A 16,573-nucleotide genomic window follows, 5' to 3' on the forward strand; every position below is an offset into this window, starting at 1 on the left:
GTCATGGGTTAGGCATTGCTAACTATATAAAGAAAGCGAGTGACATGGATGTGTTAAACAAGGGAAGTATTGGGAGAAGAATTTTGAAACGCCTCGTTAGTTTTATCATCGTGATCTGGGGCGTTGTAACTTTAAGTTTCTGCTTGCAGGTGTTTACTGGCACGGATCCAGCGGAAATGATTGTAAGGAAAAACAGTATTTTTGCTACAGAGGAACAAATTCAAGCAGTGAGGGAACAGCTTGGTTTGGATGCGCCGTTCCACGAAAGATATTTTGACTACATAACCGGTGTGGCAACTGGTGATCTGGGCACTGCCATTACAAACAGGCAGCCGGTGATTGAAAACATAAAAGCTGCCCTGCCAGTCACTTGTACTGTCATAGTCATGGCAATGGCGTGGGTAATTTTGTTTACAGTCATCCTATCGGCGATTTCGGTGATACGGAAGAATGGTATCTTTGACAATGTAACGCGGATTATCTGTATCATTGGAATCTGCGTCCCAAGTTTTTGGCTGGCCCTTATTCTTTTGACGGCTTTCGCAGTGAACATTCCGATTTTTCATGTCATTGCAGATGGCAGCATAAAATCGCTGATACTACCCTCAATCGCTATGGCAGTGCCAATCATCTGTATATCGACAAGAGTGCTACGCGCCTCTGTTCTAAATGAACTTAAAAGCGATTATGTGCTTTATGCCAAAGCAAGGGGATTTTCTAATTCACAGATTGTTTTTGGAGAGGTTTTGCGTAACGCTCTGCCTGCGGCAATCACTTTATTCGCTCAATACTGTGCCGCATTGTTTGGAACATCTGCCTTGGTGGAAAGCGTGTTTTCCATTGATGGGCTTGGAATCTATCTGATGGAATCCTGCGAAAGCATGGATGTATATGGAATATCCGGGGCTATTTTGGTGTGTGCAGTTCTTTTCGTTCTATTTAATACAGTAGCAGACATCCTTTCCAGTATGATATGCCCGGCATATAGGAGGAAGCGTGTATGAAAAGAAAACCACAAATTATGATAGGAATCGCCTTAATTGCCCTCTTTGTAATATTGGCTGTTGCCGCTCCCATATTGGCACCCAATGATCCCAATGCAACAAATCTTGCCTTGAAAAATGCACCACCATCTGCCGAATACCCTTTGGGCTGCGACCAGATGGGACGGTGTGAATTGTCACGCCTGATTTATGGGGCAAGATACTCTCTCGGCCTGTCCATTCCTGTGTTGATTGTCATTGCGGCGATAACCCTTTTTGTTGGCTGTTATTCCAGCTATAAAGGCGGTATATTGGACGAAATCATGCGGCTGGTGTGCGATATTTTAATGGCTTTTCCTTTAATCGTCATTGCGATGTCGCTGGTTTCGGCTGTGGATGATTCGGTTGCCAGCATCATAATTGCGATTGGCATTTCCATGGCTTCATGGTTTTTGCGGATGGTACGTTCTTACGCAAAAACAGAGTGTGGAAAAGAATACATAGAAGCCTCCAAAATTTCCGGTGCCTCTAACTTTCGTATTGTGACCCGCCATTTGATTCCAAATGTGCTTCCACAGTTTATTGTTTATTTTACAACCGGAATTGCAACTGCGATTATGTCTGTTTCCAGTTTTGCATTTTTGGGGGTGGGTTTGATTGCAGGCACACCGGAATGGGGCGCCATGCTGGATGAAGCCAGAAGCAGCATTTACATCAATCCCAGCCTGATAATATACCCCGGTATCTGCTTGATTGTCTGCTGTGCCGGTTTCAATCTCTTGGGCGAAGGTCTGCGTGACAGGATTGGAAAGGAGGACGAAATCAGTGCCACTTGAAGTGAAAAAACTTACGATTTCTCTCCCCTCCGGTGAGCCTGTAGCAGAAAACATATCTTTTCAAATTGAAAAGGGAGAAATGCTTTCGATTGTCGGAAGTTCAGGTGCGGGAAAAACAACGATCTGCAAAGCGATTATGGGGTTGCTTGGTTCCGCTTACCAGGCTACGGGCCAGATTATTTTTCAAGGGATTGATCTTCTGGCCCTGCACAAAAAGGACCGAAAACAGATCTATGGGAAAGAAATATGTTTCATCATGCAAAATCCAATGACAGCTTTCAATCCTTCGATACGTGTAGGAAAGCAGTTGGAGAAAACCTATCGGCTGCACCATGATCGTTCTTCCAAAGCGGAAATGCACACTTTATTTGACAAAACTTTGCGTCGGCTGGGGTTAGAGGATACAGACAGGATATTGAAAAGTTATCCTTTTGCCCTTTCCGGCGGCATGCTGCAGCGGTTGATGATAACTGCTGCGCTTATCAATGAACCGCAGATTTTAATTGCGGATGAAGCAACCACGGCTATTGATGCCTGTAATCGTATGGAGCTGATGAAGGAACTGAAAAAACTTTGCACAGAGGGTATGTCTGTACTCTTTGTTACCCACGATCTGCGTGCCGCCTCCTTTTCCGATCATTTGCTGATAATGAACCACGGAAAAGTAATTGAAGCAGGAAATACTCAGGAAATTATCAAGGCTCCCAAAGAAGAATATACCGCCTATCTCTTAGGTGCGTGCCGTTTAGAAAGGAGGGGTGACGATTGATTGAAACAAGAGATTTAAGCTGTACTTTTTCAGAAGGCTCGTTTTCACAAAACAGATTTACAGCGGTATCGCCGATCAGTGCCGTTTTCAAAAATGGAGGACGTTATGCGATTGTCGGTGAATCTGGCTCTGGGAAAACAACACTTGCACGGATGATTGCTGGACTGCAAAAACCGGATGGCGGAAATGTATATTTTGATAATATGCCGCTATATGGCAGGCGCTATAAAGCCCGGAAGGAACATTTTAAGAGAGTGCAGATTATCCAACAAAATTCCGCTTCGGCATTGGATCCAAAGATGTCTGTAGGAAAATCCATTGAGGAACCGCTGATCTGCTTTTTCGGTATGGACAAAGCGCGGCGGAAAAAGCGGTGCGAAGAATTGCTGACACTTTGTAATCTTCCGGTGTCCTACTATGCACGGCTTCCTTCGGAATTGTCCGGTGGTGAGCAAAAGCGTATTGCGATAGCACGAGCGTTGGCTGCGGAACCGGAGTGCTTAATTTTCGATGAAGCTACAAACGGTTTTGACCTGCCGCTTCGGAAAAAAATTGTGGAGGAAATCATTGATCTCCAAAAAGAGGTCGGCTTCACTTTGATTTTCATTACCCACGACATGGAACTTGCTGTAGTAGTGGCAGATGAAATTCTTGTGATGCGGAGTTCGAGACTGGTTGAGCAGGTCACTTTTTCCGGGGATCCTTCGGTATTTCAGCAGCCGTATAGCAAAGTGCTGTTAGAAGCCAGTGGAATTATTTAATTTGGAATCCAATGAATTTGGGTAAATAAAAATCAAGAAAGGAAAATCACACGATGAAATTCAAACGATTAGCGGCAGCTCTGCTGTCCGCAGCGATGGTTGTTTCCCTTGCGGCCTGCTCCAACAATAAGGAATCAGCAGAATCCGGTTCAGGGACAACAGGAACAGAGGCCGTACATGTTAATTTGGCTGAAAGCTGGGGATTTGAATATTTCTATACGATCCTCACTCCCGAAGTATCTTCCAGCCAGTACGATATTACCTATTACCTCACCAGTTTCTATGATACGCTGGTGACATACAATGAAAATAATGAACTGGTCGGATCTCTGGCCGAAGATTGGTCTATGAGTGATGACGGACTGGTGTATACCTTCCAGATCAGAGAAGGCGTTAAGTTTTCGGATGGCTCAGATCTGACCGCCGAAGATGTGGCAAAATCATTGATGGCTGTGCCTGTAAATCTCGGCCAGTATAACGGAGGGTATGGACGCCTTTCTACAATCATTGAAAGTGCCGAAGCTACCGGGGATTATACAGTAGAACTTCGGCTGACGCAGCCTTACTATAATACTTTGCGGGAACTTTGCCTTGCCAATCCTTTTGGTATTGTCTCCAGCGAGCAGTTGAATGATGATTTAACCGCTAAAGATACTTTTCGGACAGCCACCTATGGAACCGGCCCATATATGTACGAAGGGGACAATGATGGCCAGACATGGAATTTTGTACGCAATCCCAACTATTGGGGTGAAACACCGGAAGTAGATAGCTTTTCTATTAAGAGCATCCCTGATAATGATGCCAAGATTCTTGCGCTGAAAAATGGAGAAGTTGATTTTATATCCGGTATCAAAAATGTTTCTGCTGAAAGTTATGACGAAATCAGCCAGACCGAAGGCTTTGGAGCACAAATCGATGATAAGGCTTTGCAGACTTACTATGTGGGATATAACCTGAACGATACTGTTTTTGGCGATTCGGTTATCCGAAAGGCGATTGCCTCTGCTATTGATAAAGATGCCGTAGCAGACAGCATTTATGGTGGCTTGCATGATCGGGCAGACAGCTTTTTCTCCACAGACCTGCCGTATTGTGATTTGGAGCTTTCAGAGGCAACCTTTGATATTGATGCGGCAAATCAAATGTTGGATGAAGCTGGATATGTTGATACAGACGGTGACGGAATCCGGGAAAAGGATGGGGCAAATATTTCGGCTGCTTTCCTGTATCAGACCGGCTCTGCTTCGGACGATAACTTGGTTGTCTACATCTGCAATCAAGCACAGAAAATTGGCATTGAATTAACACCCCAGTCTGCCGCAATGATGGATTGGTATGCTATGGTTCAAAGCGGGGATTATGGTTTGACGGTATTCAAAACTCAAGGCGGTTTCTATGATCCGGCTAATGTTGTTACGAATATTAACCCTCAGACTTCCATGGATCCTATTGTGATGCTTTTAGGCTCCACCCAGCCGGAACTTGCGGATCTGGTTGCTGAATTGGATTCTTCTACCGATGAAACGAGGATTCAGGAAATTTATCAAACGATTTTAACAACAATCGCCGATGAAGAACTGACAACCCCTCTTGTATATATGCACCAACTGGCAATTTACAGCGATAAAATCACCGACTATACATTCCCTATGGATTCTAATTTTACATCCGTTCAAAACATAAAAGTAAACTGATTGCCTGTGGGAAAAGGCGGCTTTCGCCAGCCGCCTTTTCTTTCACCTTTTATCGTGAGCTGATTGGAGTAACAATATACCTGATAGGTCGTTGAATGTATATTTTCCACCAATTATAATGAAAGAAAAGGTTAGTTATTGCTAACCAATTTGAAAGGAGGCTTTGTTTTGATGAAACAAAAGAACGGCGGGATAAAGCGGCTTCTCGAATTTACAGGAGAAAAACGCAGTTTATTGAATATATCCCGTATTTTATCCGGTGTTAGTGCCATCTTTATTTTAGGACCATTCCTCTGCGTCTATTTTGCAGCACGTGAATTGGTAAATGTCTTTACCGGCAGTGCTTTGGACACGCAAAGTTTAGTTCGCTGGGGAATGATTGCCTTAGTTTTGGAGCTGATCGGTCTGGCATTATATTTCTGTGCTTTGCTATGCTCTCATGTGACAGCGTTTCATACCGAAAAGAATCTAAAAATGGCTGCGCTGAAACATCTGGCGAAAATGCCTATGGGATATTTTGATACCAATCCCAGCGGCAAACTGCGGAAAATCATTGACGAAAATAGTTTTCAAACAGAAACTTTTATAGCCCATCAACTTCCAGACTTGGTTGGCGCACAAGTAACTATGGTAGTAAGCCTGATTTTAATGCTTCTGTTTGACTGGCGCATTGGTGTACCACTGCTTCTGCTTTTTGGAATCGGCTTTTTCCTGCAAAAATCTCTGATGGGCAAGGAAGGCATGAAACTGATGCAGACCTATCAGGACTCGTTGGAAACGATGAATCACGAGGCGGTAGAATACATCCGTGGAATTTCCGTCTTGAAGGTGTTTGGGCAAACGGTGCAGTCCATAACAAAATTTAATGAGGCAATCAAGTCCTATCGAAAATTTGCTTTAGCTTACACGATGTCTTGTAAAAAGGGTATGGTTGCCTTTAATTCCGTTATCAATTCCAGCTTCCTTGTATTGGTTCCTACTGCACTGATTATAGGGTTGGTATCTTCTGACCTTGTTGGGTTCACACAAAGTTTTCTGTTTTATGTGATTTTTTCACCGGCCTGTGCGGTAATGCTGAACAAGATTCTCTATATGACGAGTTACAAAATGCAGGCTGAAGAATCCATGCGGCGTATTGATATGATTTTGAACGCAGAACCGCAGGAAGAAACTGCACAACCGAAACGCCCTGCAAGCTATGATATTTCTTTTGAAGGAGTAACCTTTACCTATGAAGGCGCAGAGCAGCCGGCAGTTTCTCATCTTAGTTTTCGTGCAAAAGCCGGTACAACAACCGCCCTTGTGGGACATTCCGGCTCCGGTAAGAGTACCACTGCCAGCTTGATTCCCCGATTTTATGACGCACAGGCCGGCAGCATTAAAATTGGCGGTGTAGACATTCGCAGCATTGCCCATCCAGATTTAATGAAGATGGTCGCCTTTGTATTCCAGGACCCAAAACTGTTCAAGGATAGTCTATTTGAGAACATTCGGGCTGGACGCCCAAGTGCAACAAGAGAAGAAGTCATGCGGGCAGCACATTTGGCTCAATGTGATGATATATTGGCTAAATTCCCTAAAGGAATCGATACAGTAGTCGGCAGCAAAGGTGTGTACTTATCGGGGGGTGAAACCCAACGTATTGCGATTGCAAGAGCTATTTTGAAAGATGCACCTATTATCGTACTTGACGAGGCTACAGCCTATGCTGACCCCGAAAACGAGCAGCAGATACAGCAGGCATTTGAGGGGCTTACAAAGGGAAAAACAGTTATTATGATTGCTCACCGGCTTTCAACGGTGCAGAATGCCGATCAGATTTTGGTAATGCGGCAGGGAGAGCTTGTTGAAAGCGGCAGGCATAACGAATTGGTAAAGAAAAATGGTGAATATGCCCGTATGTGGGAGAACTATACCAAGACAACACAGTGGCATATTGGAAATGAGGTGAAAGTATGCTAAAGCGTCTGTTTGCTTTGAGCGACCAAGGCTCAAAAGACTTAAATAAAGGGATTGCCGCAACGACCCTCAGCAATATTTGCCTGATTATCCCGGCCAGCCTCTTAATCATGGTAATTTGGGAACTGCTGAATGTAATATCGGGTGAATCATCGGGAATTACGGAATATATTCCTGCTTTTTGCATTATGACGGTAGTTCTGTTTATTATTGTATTTTGTACCCAATGGCTTCAATATAACAAAACCTATACCGTGGCTTATGAGGAAAGTGCGAACCGCCGAATTGTTCTTGCTGAAAAACTTCGCAGACTTCCGTTGTCCTTCTTCGGGCAGAAAAATCTTTCCGATCTGACCACAACTATCATGGGTGATTGTACGGCGCTGGAGCGTGTGTTTTCTAATGCCCTTCCGCAACTTTTTGGAACCATTTTCATGTTTATCATTACGGCGATAGGTCTGCTTGTAATGGATTGGCGGTTAGGGCTTTGTATTGTGATTCCTGTTCCCGCAGCAGCACTGGTGGTCTTTGCAGCACGAAAGGCACAGGCTAAGGCAGAAAGTGCTAATATGGACGCTAAACGTGTAGCCTATGATGGAGTACAGGAATATCTTGATACTATTCAGGAATTGAAATCTTGCTCCAGAGAAGAAGAATATCTGGCCGGTCTGGAAAAAAAGCTGGACTATGTGGTGAAATGCTCTTTCCGAAATGAGATTGCGCCTGGCGCAGCGACTACAACAGCACAATTTATTTTGCGCTTTGGCCTTGTTGCGGTACTGCTGGTAGGTGGCTATCTTGTGGCGGCTGGCTCCCTCACGATTTCCATGTTTATCTTATACCTTATTTTTGCTGGCAGAATTTATGACCCCTTCACAAGCTGCTTTATGTTGATGGCCGAGGTCTTTTCTTCACTGGTAAGCGTAAAGAGAATGAAACAGATTGACGCAACACCGGAACAGACAGGAAGTAATGTTTGCAATAACAAAGGATTTGACATTGAATTTAAGGATGTCCATTTCTCTTATAATGAGGAACCGGTGTTGAAAGGCGTTTCCTTCACAGCAAAACAAGGTGAAGTCACCGCCTTAGTAGGTCCGTCGGGAAGCGGCAAATCTACTGCTTCAAAATTGGCAGCACGGTTCTGGGATGCAGATTCCGGCCAAATCACTTTAGGTGGTGTCGATGTAAAGAGCGTAGAACCGGAAACATTATTCAAAAACTTTGCTATTGTTTTCCAAGATGTACTTCTCTTTGATGAAACTGTCATGGAGAATATTCGCCTTGGACGAAGCGGTGCAACTGACGAAGAAGTAAAAGCGGCGGCAAGGGCTGCACAGTGCGAAGAATTTATTTCTCGGCTGCCACAGGGGTATCAGACGAATATTGGCGAAAATGGCAGCGCCCTTTCCGGTGGAGAACGGCAACGGATTTCCATTGCGAGAGCATTGCTAAAAAATGCGCCGGTAATCCTTTTGGACGAGGCTACAGCCTCTATGGATGCTGAGAGTGAAACATTGGTACAGGATGCTCTTTCTGTCTTGCTGAAAGATAAGACCGTTATGGTGATTGCTCACCGTATGAGGACAGTTGCTAATGCGGATAAAATCGTGGTTTTGGATGATGGAAAGGTAAGCGAAATGGGTACACCACAGGAGCTTATGAAAAAGAACGGGCTATATGCTCACTTGGTTGCGTTACAGCGCGGTAAATGATAATCACGAATCTACTGAAAAGGAGGTGACGCACTCTATTGATTTCAATGATCGCAAAGATGGCATGGGAAAAACACAAAACTCAGGAGGCGGTTTCACCTTCCGAATCTTATGCCGAAGAACTTCGGGCTACGGGTGAAGATTATTTAGAAGCAGTTCTGATTCTTGATCGTCAGAAAGGTGATGTTCGCTGCGTTGATCTTGCAACCTTTTTAGAGCGTTCAAAGCCGACTATTACAAATATGGTTACAAGACTATGCGAAAGCGGATTCTTAGTGCGTGAGGATAATAAGTCGATTTCTTTAACGACTAAGGGTAAGGAAGTGGCAGAAAAGATTTATGAACGCCATCGTTTTTTTACCAAACGATTGATCGCTGCTGGTGTAGATCCAAAAACAGCGGAAAGAGACGCTTGCCGATTGGAACATGCTATCAGCGAAGAATCTTTTCAAAAACTGAAAGATGCTTTAGAGGACTAAGGAGGTGGTGATAACATGGGAAATTAGCCGTACTGGATTTAAAAGATTCCGGCAGGCAGATTGGTGAAAAGCTATTTGCTCTGCTTTCTCCCTGCCAAAAGAAGGAGCTGGCTCAGTTTGTTCGTGATTATGAGGCTGGCAATATTCCGGCTGATGTCCCATACTTAACACTTCTTCGAGGCCAGTATTTTATCCCTCCGCAGGCAGATCAGCCATTGACGGAAATCCGGGAAGGTGATTTGTATTTCTGCTTGGAGCAGCACCTTGTCACTGTGCGGGGTCAGGTAATTCCACTGACGGTCAAGGAATTTGAAATCTTTGCTTTGCTCATACTGAACCCAAAGCGAGTGTTCACTTATGAAATGCTCCTGGATCTGGTATGGCATGAGGATTATTCCTACTATTCCCGGAAAGCAATCAACAACCACATAAGCAACCTGCGAAAGAAACTCCGGGTTGCCCCCGACTTGCCGGATTATGTAAAAAGCGTCTATGGTGTAGGCTACAAATTTGAAATATAGAAAGGGTGCGGTATTCCCTGCCGCACCCTTAAATTTTCGTTTTTTCTGCTGTGTGGATAATGCCTGATTTTGTCATGTATTGTTGATTAAATTCAGTAAAACCATGACGCTTCTGGAAGAATTATAGCATTTATCCCTATATAATGCCCCAAAATGAGGGAGGTGGACATAATAGGTAACTCTGCTCTCCTTCAATAAAGGAGGGCATGGAAAATGCTGCCGAGGTCAGAATACCGGCCTCGACATAGCCGGTCATATAAAAGAGATTCAAACCCCGTAATCCTGCGATGGATTGCGGGGTTTTTCCATTCGACAGGATTTTGCATTTTCCATTCTGCTCCGTCAGATGGTGACGGAATACGACAGGCGCAGCTTACCGCTGTACGGTGGGCGCTCTTTTTTACAAATAAGGCGCAGGACAAGCCTGCCGTCGGACCTGTACGGTGTAGATCACCGCCCCTCTGATTTCGATTTGCCCATTAACCCACTCAAAAATCGAAATTGGAGGATTACCATGAAAGAAATCAATCTGCGGGAATTTTACCCGGAAATATATAAAACGGATCTGTTTATCAGCCTGCCCGATGAGGTTGTAGATGTGCTGGTAGAATATCAGCGAAAAGAAGTGGCATATCGCCGCCGTACATACCGGCATAAGGCATTTCTTTCTCTTGATTATGGGGATGATATTGAACGCGAAGCTGTTCTTTTTACCCCAACGCTGCAGGAGATCGTAGAAAGGCACCTGGAGGAAGAACGGCTGTACCAGGCGATTTCTTCATTGCCGGAGAAACAACGCCAGCGTGTGTACGCTCATTATATTCTCGGCATTACCTTGATGGATATTGCCAAGATGGAAGGTGTTTCTCTCCATGCTGTCCATGAAAGTATTCGGCGCGGACTTCGGCGTCTGGAAAAAATTTTAGAAGAAAATTTCTAAACCCCCTATAAATGTACCCCCGAAAATGTCACGACTTATAGAAGGACAATTTTTTGGGACAATGCCATTTCGGTGAGTGAGAACCTTCAACGGTGCCACACCCACCTGTATATGCAGACAAGCTCCCAATCCTTCATTTGGACCTTGAAAACTGCATATACGGTGCCATAGGTACTTTCCCTGTATTCCGAGCGGCAAATGGAGCGGCGCGATGACAGGCGGCTTTAAGGAGGTGATGAAGCCCAGCCGTCCGAGCGATCTACGCTATCCATTGATCTGGCTGTGGCAGGCCAGACGCGATGACTGATACAGGGTATAATGATACTTTCTCACGACCCGTCAAAGACTTGGGGGGAGTCCCTTCTGTGTTCGTTAGCTCTGGCGAAGCGACGGCACAAGCAGGGCTATGATGCGGTAAAGCTGGCCGCAGCCTGTGGCATCCCCGGCCCGGAAAAGGGCCTGCCGGGGGGCGTGGCAAATACGGCAAGCTACTAAGAAAACATCCATGCCGTTGTTTTGATTTTCGAGCAGCGGCATGGATTCTTATAAAATCGAAATCAGATACCATGAGGCCGGGCCGCTCTTTTTGTGTGTCCGGCCTTATTCATGTGATTTTGATGATTCAGTATGAAAGGAAAGGAGCTGCTGTTATGAATCCCACACCGGCATATACGGTCATTCAAACACCGGAGGCAGATAAACTTGCCGACATCCGGGATGTATCTGTTAATAAGGATTTGCCGCGAGAAGAAAGGATTGCCGAGTTTATTCGGCAGATCCGGGACCCGTATCATTTCAAATGCGGCAGATTTGTTGTCCGGGCAAGTTTTTCCCAGGAAGGTGCCACCCTGGAGGAATGTCTGCGCGGAATCCTTCGCTGAAATTTGCTGATTTTTTTCATTTTGGGGGCTGATTTTTCCCGCATGGAGCGTTATAATAAACATGGAAAAGGAATTGAATACCGATAAGCAGACTGCACTCCTTGAATTGCGGGGATTTTTCCGTGATGAAAGGAGTGTTTTTCTATGCAGGTTTATAAGGCTGCCAAATATATCCGCTTATCTTATACGGATGACAAATCAAATGAAAGCAACAGTGTCGGCAATCAACGAAAGCTGATCGAAGATTTCGTGAGCCGTCACCCGGAAATCGAGCTGGTCTCTGAAAAGGTAGACGATGGGTACAGCGGGGTTATCTTTGACCGTCCGGCTTTTAAGGAAATGATGGATGACATCATGGAAGGAAAGATCAACTGCGTCATTGTCAAAGACCTTTCCCGTCTTGGCCGTGAGTATATTGAGACTGGCCGCTATATGCGCCGTGTCTTTCCGGCCTATGGCGTGAGGTTTATTGCCATCAATGACAATATTGATACTCTCAATGAGAGCACAGGCGATGACCTGACTGTATCAGTAAAGAACATTATGAATGAAGCCTATGCACGGGATATTTCCATCAAGACGAGAAGTTCTCTGGAGACAAAGCGCAAGAACGGTGATTTCGTTGGAGCTTTCCCGGTTTATGGCTATCGTAAATCCGAAGAAAATCATAATCTTCTTGTGGTAGACGAATATGCTGCCCAGGTGGTGCGGAGCATTTTCAGGATGCGCCTGGAAGGATTCAGTCCCTACGCCATCGCAAATGAGCTGAACCGGCTGGGTACGCTCTCTCCCCTGGCATATAAAAAGTATTATGGCCTTCCCCATGCCAAGAAAGGCTATACAGACCGGAAGGATTGCCGGTGGTCGGCCAATACCGTCACCCGGATCTTGCAGGATGAAACTTATACCGGTACGCTGGTTCAGGGCCGAAAGGGTTCTCAGCACTTCAAACTGAAAGAGATGGAGAGCCGCCCTTCCTCCGAGTGGATTCGCGTGGAAAATGCTCACGAAGCCATTATTGATCGGAATGATTTTGACCTGGTGCAAAGGATTCGCAACCTGGACACCCGTACATCTCCCCAAAAAGATAAAGTCTATCTGTTTTCCGGCATACTGGTCTGCGGTTGCTGCGGCAGCCGGATGGTACGCAAAACGAACCGCTACAAAGACAAAGAATATCACTATTACTATTGTCCCACCGGAAAGAAGAACGGCTGCGCCCATCCGGTCATGGTAAAGGAACATGAGCTGATGGAGTGCGTGCGGGACAGCCTGAAAGGGTTTATTGCCAATGTAGTCTCTTTGGATGAAATCTTATCCGGCATAGACCAGAGCCGTATCAACCGTGAACTTATCAAAGAGTATTCGCGGCAGATCGCCCAGAATGAGCAGCAGTTGGAGCAGATTCGTCAATATAAGATGAAACTGTATGAGAGCATGGTAAACGGCTTTCTGGACAAGTCGGAGTTCCTTTATAACAAAAGCAGTTACAGTGCCCGTATCACCCAACTGGAACAGGCGGTTGCCGCCCTTAAGGAGAAACGGACCGATGTAATGGAAAACCGGAGTGAGCGGAATCGCTGGATTGAGAATTTCAGGCGTTTTTCCGATCTGGAAGAACTGGACCGCAAGGCGGTGATCCAGCTTGTGCAGGTGATTACAGTGCTGGGGAAAGATGAATTGCAGATTCAATTTAATTATCAGGACGAATATGAAAAAGCCCTCGCCCTGATTACGCCGGTACAGGAAAGGATGGTGGTCTGAAATGGCGAGAAAGAGCAGGAAACATACTATGGCGCAGGCTGCCATGCCTGCTTCCCCGTTTATCAGCACGGCGCTGTATATCCGGCTGTCTGTGGAGGATAACAATAAACGTGGAAATTCTATCGAAACGCAAAAGCTGGTTCTCGAAAAATTCCTATTGGGAAAACCTGAACTGCGTCTTTATGACATTTATATCGACAATGGAGCAACAGGAACGAATTTCAACCGTGACGGCTTCCAACGGATGCTTTCGGATATTGAATCCGGCAAAGTGGGCTGTGTGATTGTCAAAGACCTTTCACGCCTGGGACGCAATGCCATTGACACGGGATATTACATTGAGCGGTATTTCCCTTCCCATAATGTCCGGTTCATCAGCGTTACGGATCAATTTGATTCTGAAAATCCTGATAATCTCCACGGCGGTATTATCCTTCCGCTGAAAAATATGATTAACGAAGCCTATGCTCTGGACATAGGACGCAAGATAAAGGCCCAGGCCCGTCAGGATATGAAAGAGGGCAAGTATGTGGGTGGCAGGGCGCCATTTGGATATATGAAAGACCCTGATGACTGCCACAAATTGATTATTGATCCTGTGGCGGCTCCTGTGGTACGCCAGATTTTCCAGTGGGCTTATGAAAAAGTCCCCCTCAACCGGATTGTGCTTCTGCTCAATGAAGGAAACTACCCTTCTCCCGGAAAGTATAAGATGCAAACCGGGGAGATCACCCATCAGGCATTAGCAGGGCGCGGCTACTGGCAGACCTGGACAGTTGCCAAGATTTTGAAGGAGGATAAATATACCGGCGACATGGTGCAAGGGCGAACAAAAACGGTCCTTCACCGGCAGGTGTCCGCAGGCGAGGAAAACCTGATTGTCGTTACTGGAACCCATGAGCCTATCGTTTCCAAAGAGATTTTCGATGCCGTTCAGAAGTACCGGGCAGAAGTGGCCGAGGAAAGCAAGAAGCACCCGGTTATCCCATACACGCCCAATATTTTCAAGGGGCGTATCTTCTGTGGAGACTGCGGGAGAAGTCTGCACCGGCAGCGTCAACAATGCAATGGTTCATATCGCTTCCACTGCCTAACCCCTACCAGGGTACATAAAGATAAATGCGCTGGTGTTTCCATTAGCGAAACCGAGCTGATCGCAACGGTTCTGGACATTCTTAAAAGGGAATTAGCCGCCGTTCTGGGGGATTATGCGCTGCTTCTGAACGACAACATTCAAAAACAGGAAAAAGAGGCTGCCACCCGTGAGAAAATCAACCGGGCAAAGTTACAGCTTAACCAAAGCCGTGAGTTTTTGCAAACTCTTTATGAAAATCTGATGAACGGAGCGATTGACAGCGAAGAATATTTCGTTTTGAAAGCGACTTACGAAGAACAGATGCAGGCGGCCCAAAAAGAGCTTTCCTTTTATGAAAACCAGTCTGCCGTCCGTCAGGAACAGGCCGAAAAGTGCAAGAACCTGGAAAAAGACGAGCAGGAACTTTTAGTCGGAGGCTCCCTGACTGCCGCCCTCATTGAGCGTTTGATTGAGCGGATCACGGTCTACCCGAATAAACAGGTAGATGTAAAATTTACATTCCGCACGGAATTTGAGGCGTTTAAGGAGGCGGCGGCAGAATGAAAAAGTATATGATTGCTCTTTATATCCGTCTTTCTTTGGAGGATGCCAAAACAGATAGTATGAGTATTTCCAGCCAGCGAAGCATCCTTCGGGAATATGCCTCTGAACTGCCTGAATATGCCAATGCGGAACTTATGGAGTTTGTAGATAACGGGTACAGCGGGGCAAACTTCGAGCGCCCTGCGGTGCAGGAATTACTTGACCTGGTACGGGCCAATCGGATTGACTGTATCATGGTAAAAGATTTTTCCCGGTTTGGTCGCAACAGTTTGGAAACCGGCTACTTTATCGAGCGGGTATTTCCGCTGTTTCATACCCGCTTTATCTCTGTCAATGATGATTTTGACACCCAAAAGTTAAAAGGTGATACTGGAGGTATGGAAGTCGCCTTCAAGTATTTAATCAGTGAGTATTACAGCCGTGATATGTCGGTAAAGACAAAAACGGCCAAATACCTGAAATTCCAGCGTGGCGAATACCAAAGTAAAATCTGCCCTTACGGTTATCGCAAAGGGGAAAACGGACGGATGGTGCCGGACCCGGAGACTTCCGAAGTAGTCCAGAAAATTTTTGAATATGCCGTAAATGGCATGAACGCAGCCGATATTGCACGGGAGCTTTCCCGTCAGCAGATTCCCACGCCCGGAGAACATAAGGCCCGAAAAGGAATTAAGACACACGATGTTTCAAGAACTCACGGAATGTGGTGCAATTCTACGGTGCTTCGGATTCTTGCTGACGAACGATATATGGGCACTTATGTGATTGGCAAAAAAGAGGTTACGGAAATTGGCGGCCACAAGATGCGGAGCAAAGAGGAAAGCGACTGGATCAAAATACCGAACCATCATATACCGCTGGTGAATGAGGAAATCTTTTCAAAGGCCAATGCCTCTATTCAGCGTTTTAAGATTCCAAACAGGAAAAAGCACAACTATCTCCTGCGTGGGAAGGTTATCTGTGGATGCTGTAAACATGCCCTGCACCTGGCAAACGGGACATCTTACCGGTGCCGCTTTTCCAGCACGATTCCTCCACTGGACTGTTATAATATTCATATCCGAGAAAAAGAACTGAACCAGCTTGTTTATGAATTACTGTGCAAACAGTTCCAGGTAGCATTTGGCGTTGACAGCTTAGCGGATCTCCGTAAGGTAGATACCGTTACTTTACATCAAGCTGACTTTGACCGGCAGATTTTTGAACTGCAGGAAGAAAAGCGGAAGCTGTATGAATCGCTTGTTTCCGGGGGGATTCCGCTCCCGAAATACAAGGAGCAAAAAGAGCAGATCAGTGAAAGGCTGTTGGAAGTGCAGAATACCAAAGCGGTTGTCATGGCCCGTCTTGAAGCCGAACAGGAAGAACGGCAGCACCAGCGCCAGCAGATGGATATTTCCCGGATGCTGACGGAAAGCGATGGGCTGACTTCGGAATTGGTTGATCTTCTGATTGATAAGATTTATGTTTACCCTGATAAACGGGTGGATGTTGAATTTAAGATAAGGGACAGTTTGGCAGCTCACAAATGAGGGAAAGGGATTGATTATGCGGATTGCGTTTTATTACAGAAAAGGCAGCACAACTTTTGGCTGTATGCTGCCGGAAGAAAAGGAACGACTTCATGCTTTT

The 16,573-nt window shown here is 45.7% G+C and carries 15 protein-coding genes; all 15 read left to right on the forward strand.

Features of this window, described 5'->3' with window-relative positions; genetic code table 11:
- Nucleotides 1–83: 83 nt before the first annotated feature.
- On the forward strand, nucleotides 84–1,004 hold the full coding sequence (locus BN6539_RS09235; RefSeq protein WP_301858576.1) for an ABC transporter permease: 921 nt from the start codon (nucleotides 84–86) through the stop codon (nucleotides 1,002–1,004).
- Nucleotides 1,001–1,819, forward strand: coding sequence for an ABC transporter permease (locus BN6539_RS09240; protein WP_067536912.1), 819 nt, complete (start codon nucleotides 1,001–1,003; stop codon nucleotides 1,817–1,819). Before BN6539_RS09235 ends, BN6539_RS09240 begins: the two co-directional genes overlap by 4 nt.
- Nucleotides 1,809–2,588: an ATP-binding cassette domain-containing protein gene (locus tag BN6539_RS09245; protein WP_067536916.1), complete on the forward strand. Its 780-nt coding sequence runs from the start codon at nucleotides 1,809–1,811 to the stop codon at nucleotides 2,586–2,588. The genes BN6539_RS09240 and BN6539_RS09245 overlap by 11 nt, the downstream gene beginning before the upstream one ends.
- Nucleotides 2,585–3,349: an ABC transporter ATP-binding protein gene (locus tag BN6539_RS09250; protein ID WP_067536920.1), complete on the forward strand. Its 765-nt coding sequence runs from the start codon at nucleotides 2,585–2,587 to the stop codon at nucleotides 3,347–3,349. Before BN6539_RS09245 ends, BN6539_RS09250 begins: the two co-directional genes overlap by 4 nt.
- A 53-nt stretch (nucleotides 3,350–3,402) precedes the next feature.
- Nucleotides 3,403–5,046, forward strand: coding sequence for a nickel ABC transporter substrate-binding protein (locus tag BN6539_RS09255; protein WP_067536924.1), 1,644 nt, complete (start codon nucleotides 3,403–3,405; stop codon nucleotides 5,044–5,046).
- 171 nt (nucleotides 5,047–5,217) lie between these two features.
- Nucleotides 5,218–7,008, forward strand: a complete 1,791-nt coding sequence (locus BN6539_RS09260) for an ABC transporter ATP-binding protein (protein WP_067536928.1) — start codon at nucleotides 5,218–5,220, stop codon at nucleotides 7,006–7,008.
- On the forward strand, nucleotides 7,002–8,720 hold the full coding sequence (locus BN6539_RS09265; protein WP_067536933.1) for an ABC transporter ATP-binding protein: 1,719 nt from the start codon (nucleotides 7,002–7,004) through the stop codon (nucleotides 8,718–8,720). Before BN6539_RS09260 ends, BN6539_RS09265 begins: the two co-directional genes overlap by 7 nt.
- A gap of 59 nt (nucleotides 8,721–8,779) precedes the next feature.
- Nucleotides 8,780–9,199: a metal-dependent transcriptional regulator gene (locus tag BN6539_RS09270; protein ID WP_067538187.1), complete on the forward strand. Its 420-nt coding sequence runs from the start codon at nucleotides 8,780–8,782 to the stop codon at nucleotides 9,197–9,199.
- Nucleotides 9,200–9,414: 215 nt separating this feature from the next.
- On the forward strand, nucleotides 9,415–9,720 hold the full coding sequence (locus tag BN6539_RS23220; RefSeq protein ID WP_330385066.1) for a winged helix-turn-helix domain-containing protein: 306 nt from the start codon (nucleotides 9,415–9,417) through the stop codon (nucleotides 9,718–9,720).
- A gap of 514 nt (nucleotides 9,721–10,234) precedes the next feature.
- Nucleotides 10,235–10,660 carry an RNA polymerase sigma factor gene (locus BN6539_RS09280; RefSeq protein WP_067536939.1) on the forward strand — a complete coding sequence of 142 codons (426 nt, stop codon included), beginning with the start codon at nucleotides 10,235–10,237 and terminating at the stop codon, nucleotides 10,658–10,660.
- 318 nt (nucleotides 10,661–10,978) lie between these two features.
- Nucleotides 10,979–11,155 (forward strand): hypothetical protein, encoded by a 177-nt coding sequence (locus tag BN6539_RS22580; RefSeq protein WP_008394536.1) that lies wholly within the window; start codon nucleotides 10,979–10,981, stop codon nucleotides 11,153–11,155.
- Between the two features lie 155 nt (nucleotides 11,156–11,310).
- On the forward strand, nucleotides 11,311–11,541 hold the full coding sequence (locus tag BN6539_RS09285; protein ID WP_067536944.1) for a DUF6870 family protein: 231 nt from the start codon (nucleotides 11,311–11,313) through the stop codon (nucleotides 11,539–11,541).
- A 144-nt stretch (nucleotides 11,542–11,685) separates the two neighbouring features.
- Entirely contained in the window at nucleotides 11,686–13,305 is a 1,620-nt protein-coding gene (locus BN6539_RS09290; protein ID WP_067536949.1) for a recombinase family protein, read from the forward strand.
- Between the two features lies 1 nt (nucleotide 13,306).
- Nucleotides 13,307–14,944, forward strand: coding sequence for a recombinase family protein (locus BN6539_RS09295; RefSeq protein WP_067536952.1), 1,638 nt, complete (start codon nucleotides 13,307–13,309; stop codon nucleotides 14,942–14,944).
- On the forward strand, nucleotides 14,941–16,473 hold the full coding sequence (locus tag BN6539_RS09300) for a recombinase family protein (protein WP_067536956.1): 1,533 nt from the start codon (nucleotides 14,941–14,943) through the stop codon (nucleotides 16,471–16,473). The genes BN6539_RS09295 and BN6539_RS09300 overlap by 4 nt, the downstream gene beginning before the upstream one ends.
- Nucleotides 16,474–16,573 lie beyond the last annotated feature (100 nt).

Source organism: Emergencia timonensis (assembly GCF_900086585.1).
Classification (GTDB): Bacteria; Bacillota; Clostridia; order Peptostreptococcales; family Anaerovoracaceae; genus Senimuribacter; species Senimuribacter timonensis.

Coding starts and splice junctions, on each gene's coding strand:
- BN6539_RS09300 (WP_067536956.1), top strand. CDS start 14,941: ATGAAAAAGTATATGATTGCTCTTTATATCCGTCTTTCTTTGGAGGAT.
- BN6539_RS09265 (WP_067536933.1), top strand. CDS start 7,002: ATGCTAAAGCGTCTGTTTGCTTTGAGCGACCAAGGCTCAAAAGACTTA.
- BN6539_RS09280 (WP_067536939.1), top strand. CDS start 10,235: ATGAAAGAAATCAATCTGCGGGAATTTTACCCGGAAATATATAAAACG.
- BN6539_RS09290 (WP_067536949.1), top strand. CDS start 11,686: ATGCAGGTTTATAAGGCTGCCAAATATATCCGCTTATCTTATACGGAT.
- BN6539_RS22580 (WP_008394536.1), top strand. CDS start 10,979: ATGATACTTTCTCACGACCCGTCAAAGACTTGGGGGGAGTCCCTTCTG.
- BN6539_RS09285 (WP_067536944.1), top strand. CDS start 11,311: ATGAATCCCACACCGGCATATACGGTCATTCAAACACCGGAGGCAGAT.
- BN6539_RS09240 (WP_067536912.1), top strand. CDS start 1,001: ATGAAAAGAAAACCACAAATTATGATAGGAATCGCCTTAATTGCCCTC.
- BN6539_RS09260 (WP_067536928.1), top strand. CDS start 5,218: ATGAAACAAAAGAACGGCGGGATAAAGCGGCTTCTCGAATTTACAGGA.
- BN6539_RS09255 (WP_067536924.1), top strand. CDS start 3,403: ATGAAATTCAAACGATTAGCGGCAGCTCTGCTGTCCGCAGCGATGGTT.
- BN6539_RS09270 (WP_067538187.1), top strand. CDS start 8,780: ATGGCATGGGAAAAACACAAAACTCAGGAGGCGGTTTCACCTTCCGAA.
- BN6539_RS09295 (WP_067536952.1), top strand. CDS start 13,307: ATGGCGAGAAAGAGCAGGAAACATACTATGGCGCAGGCTGCCATGCCT.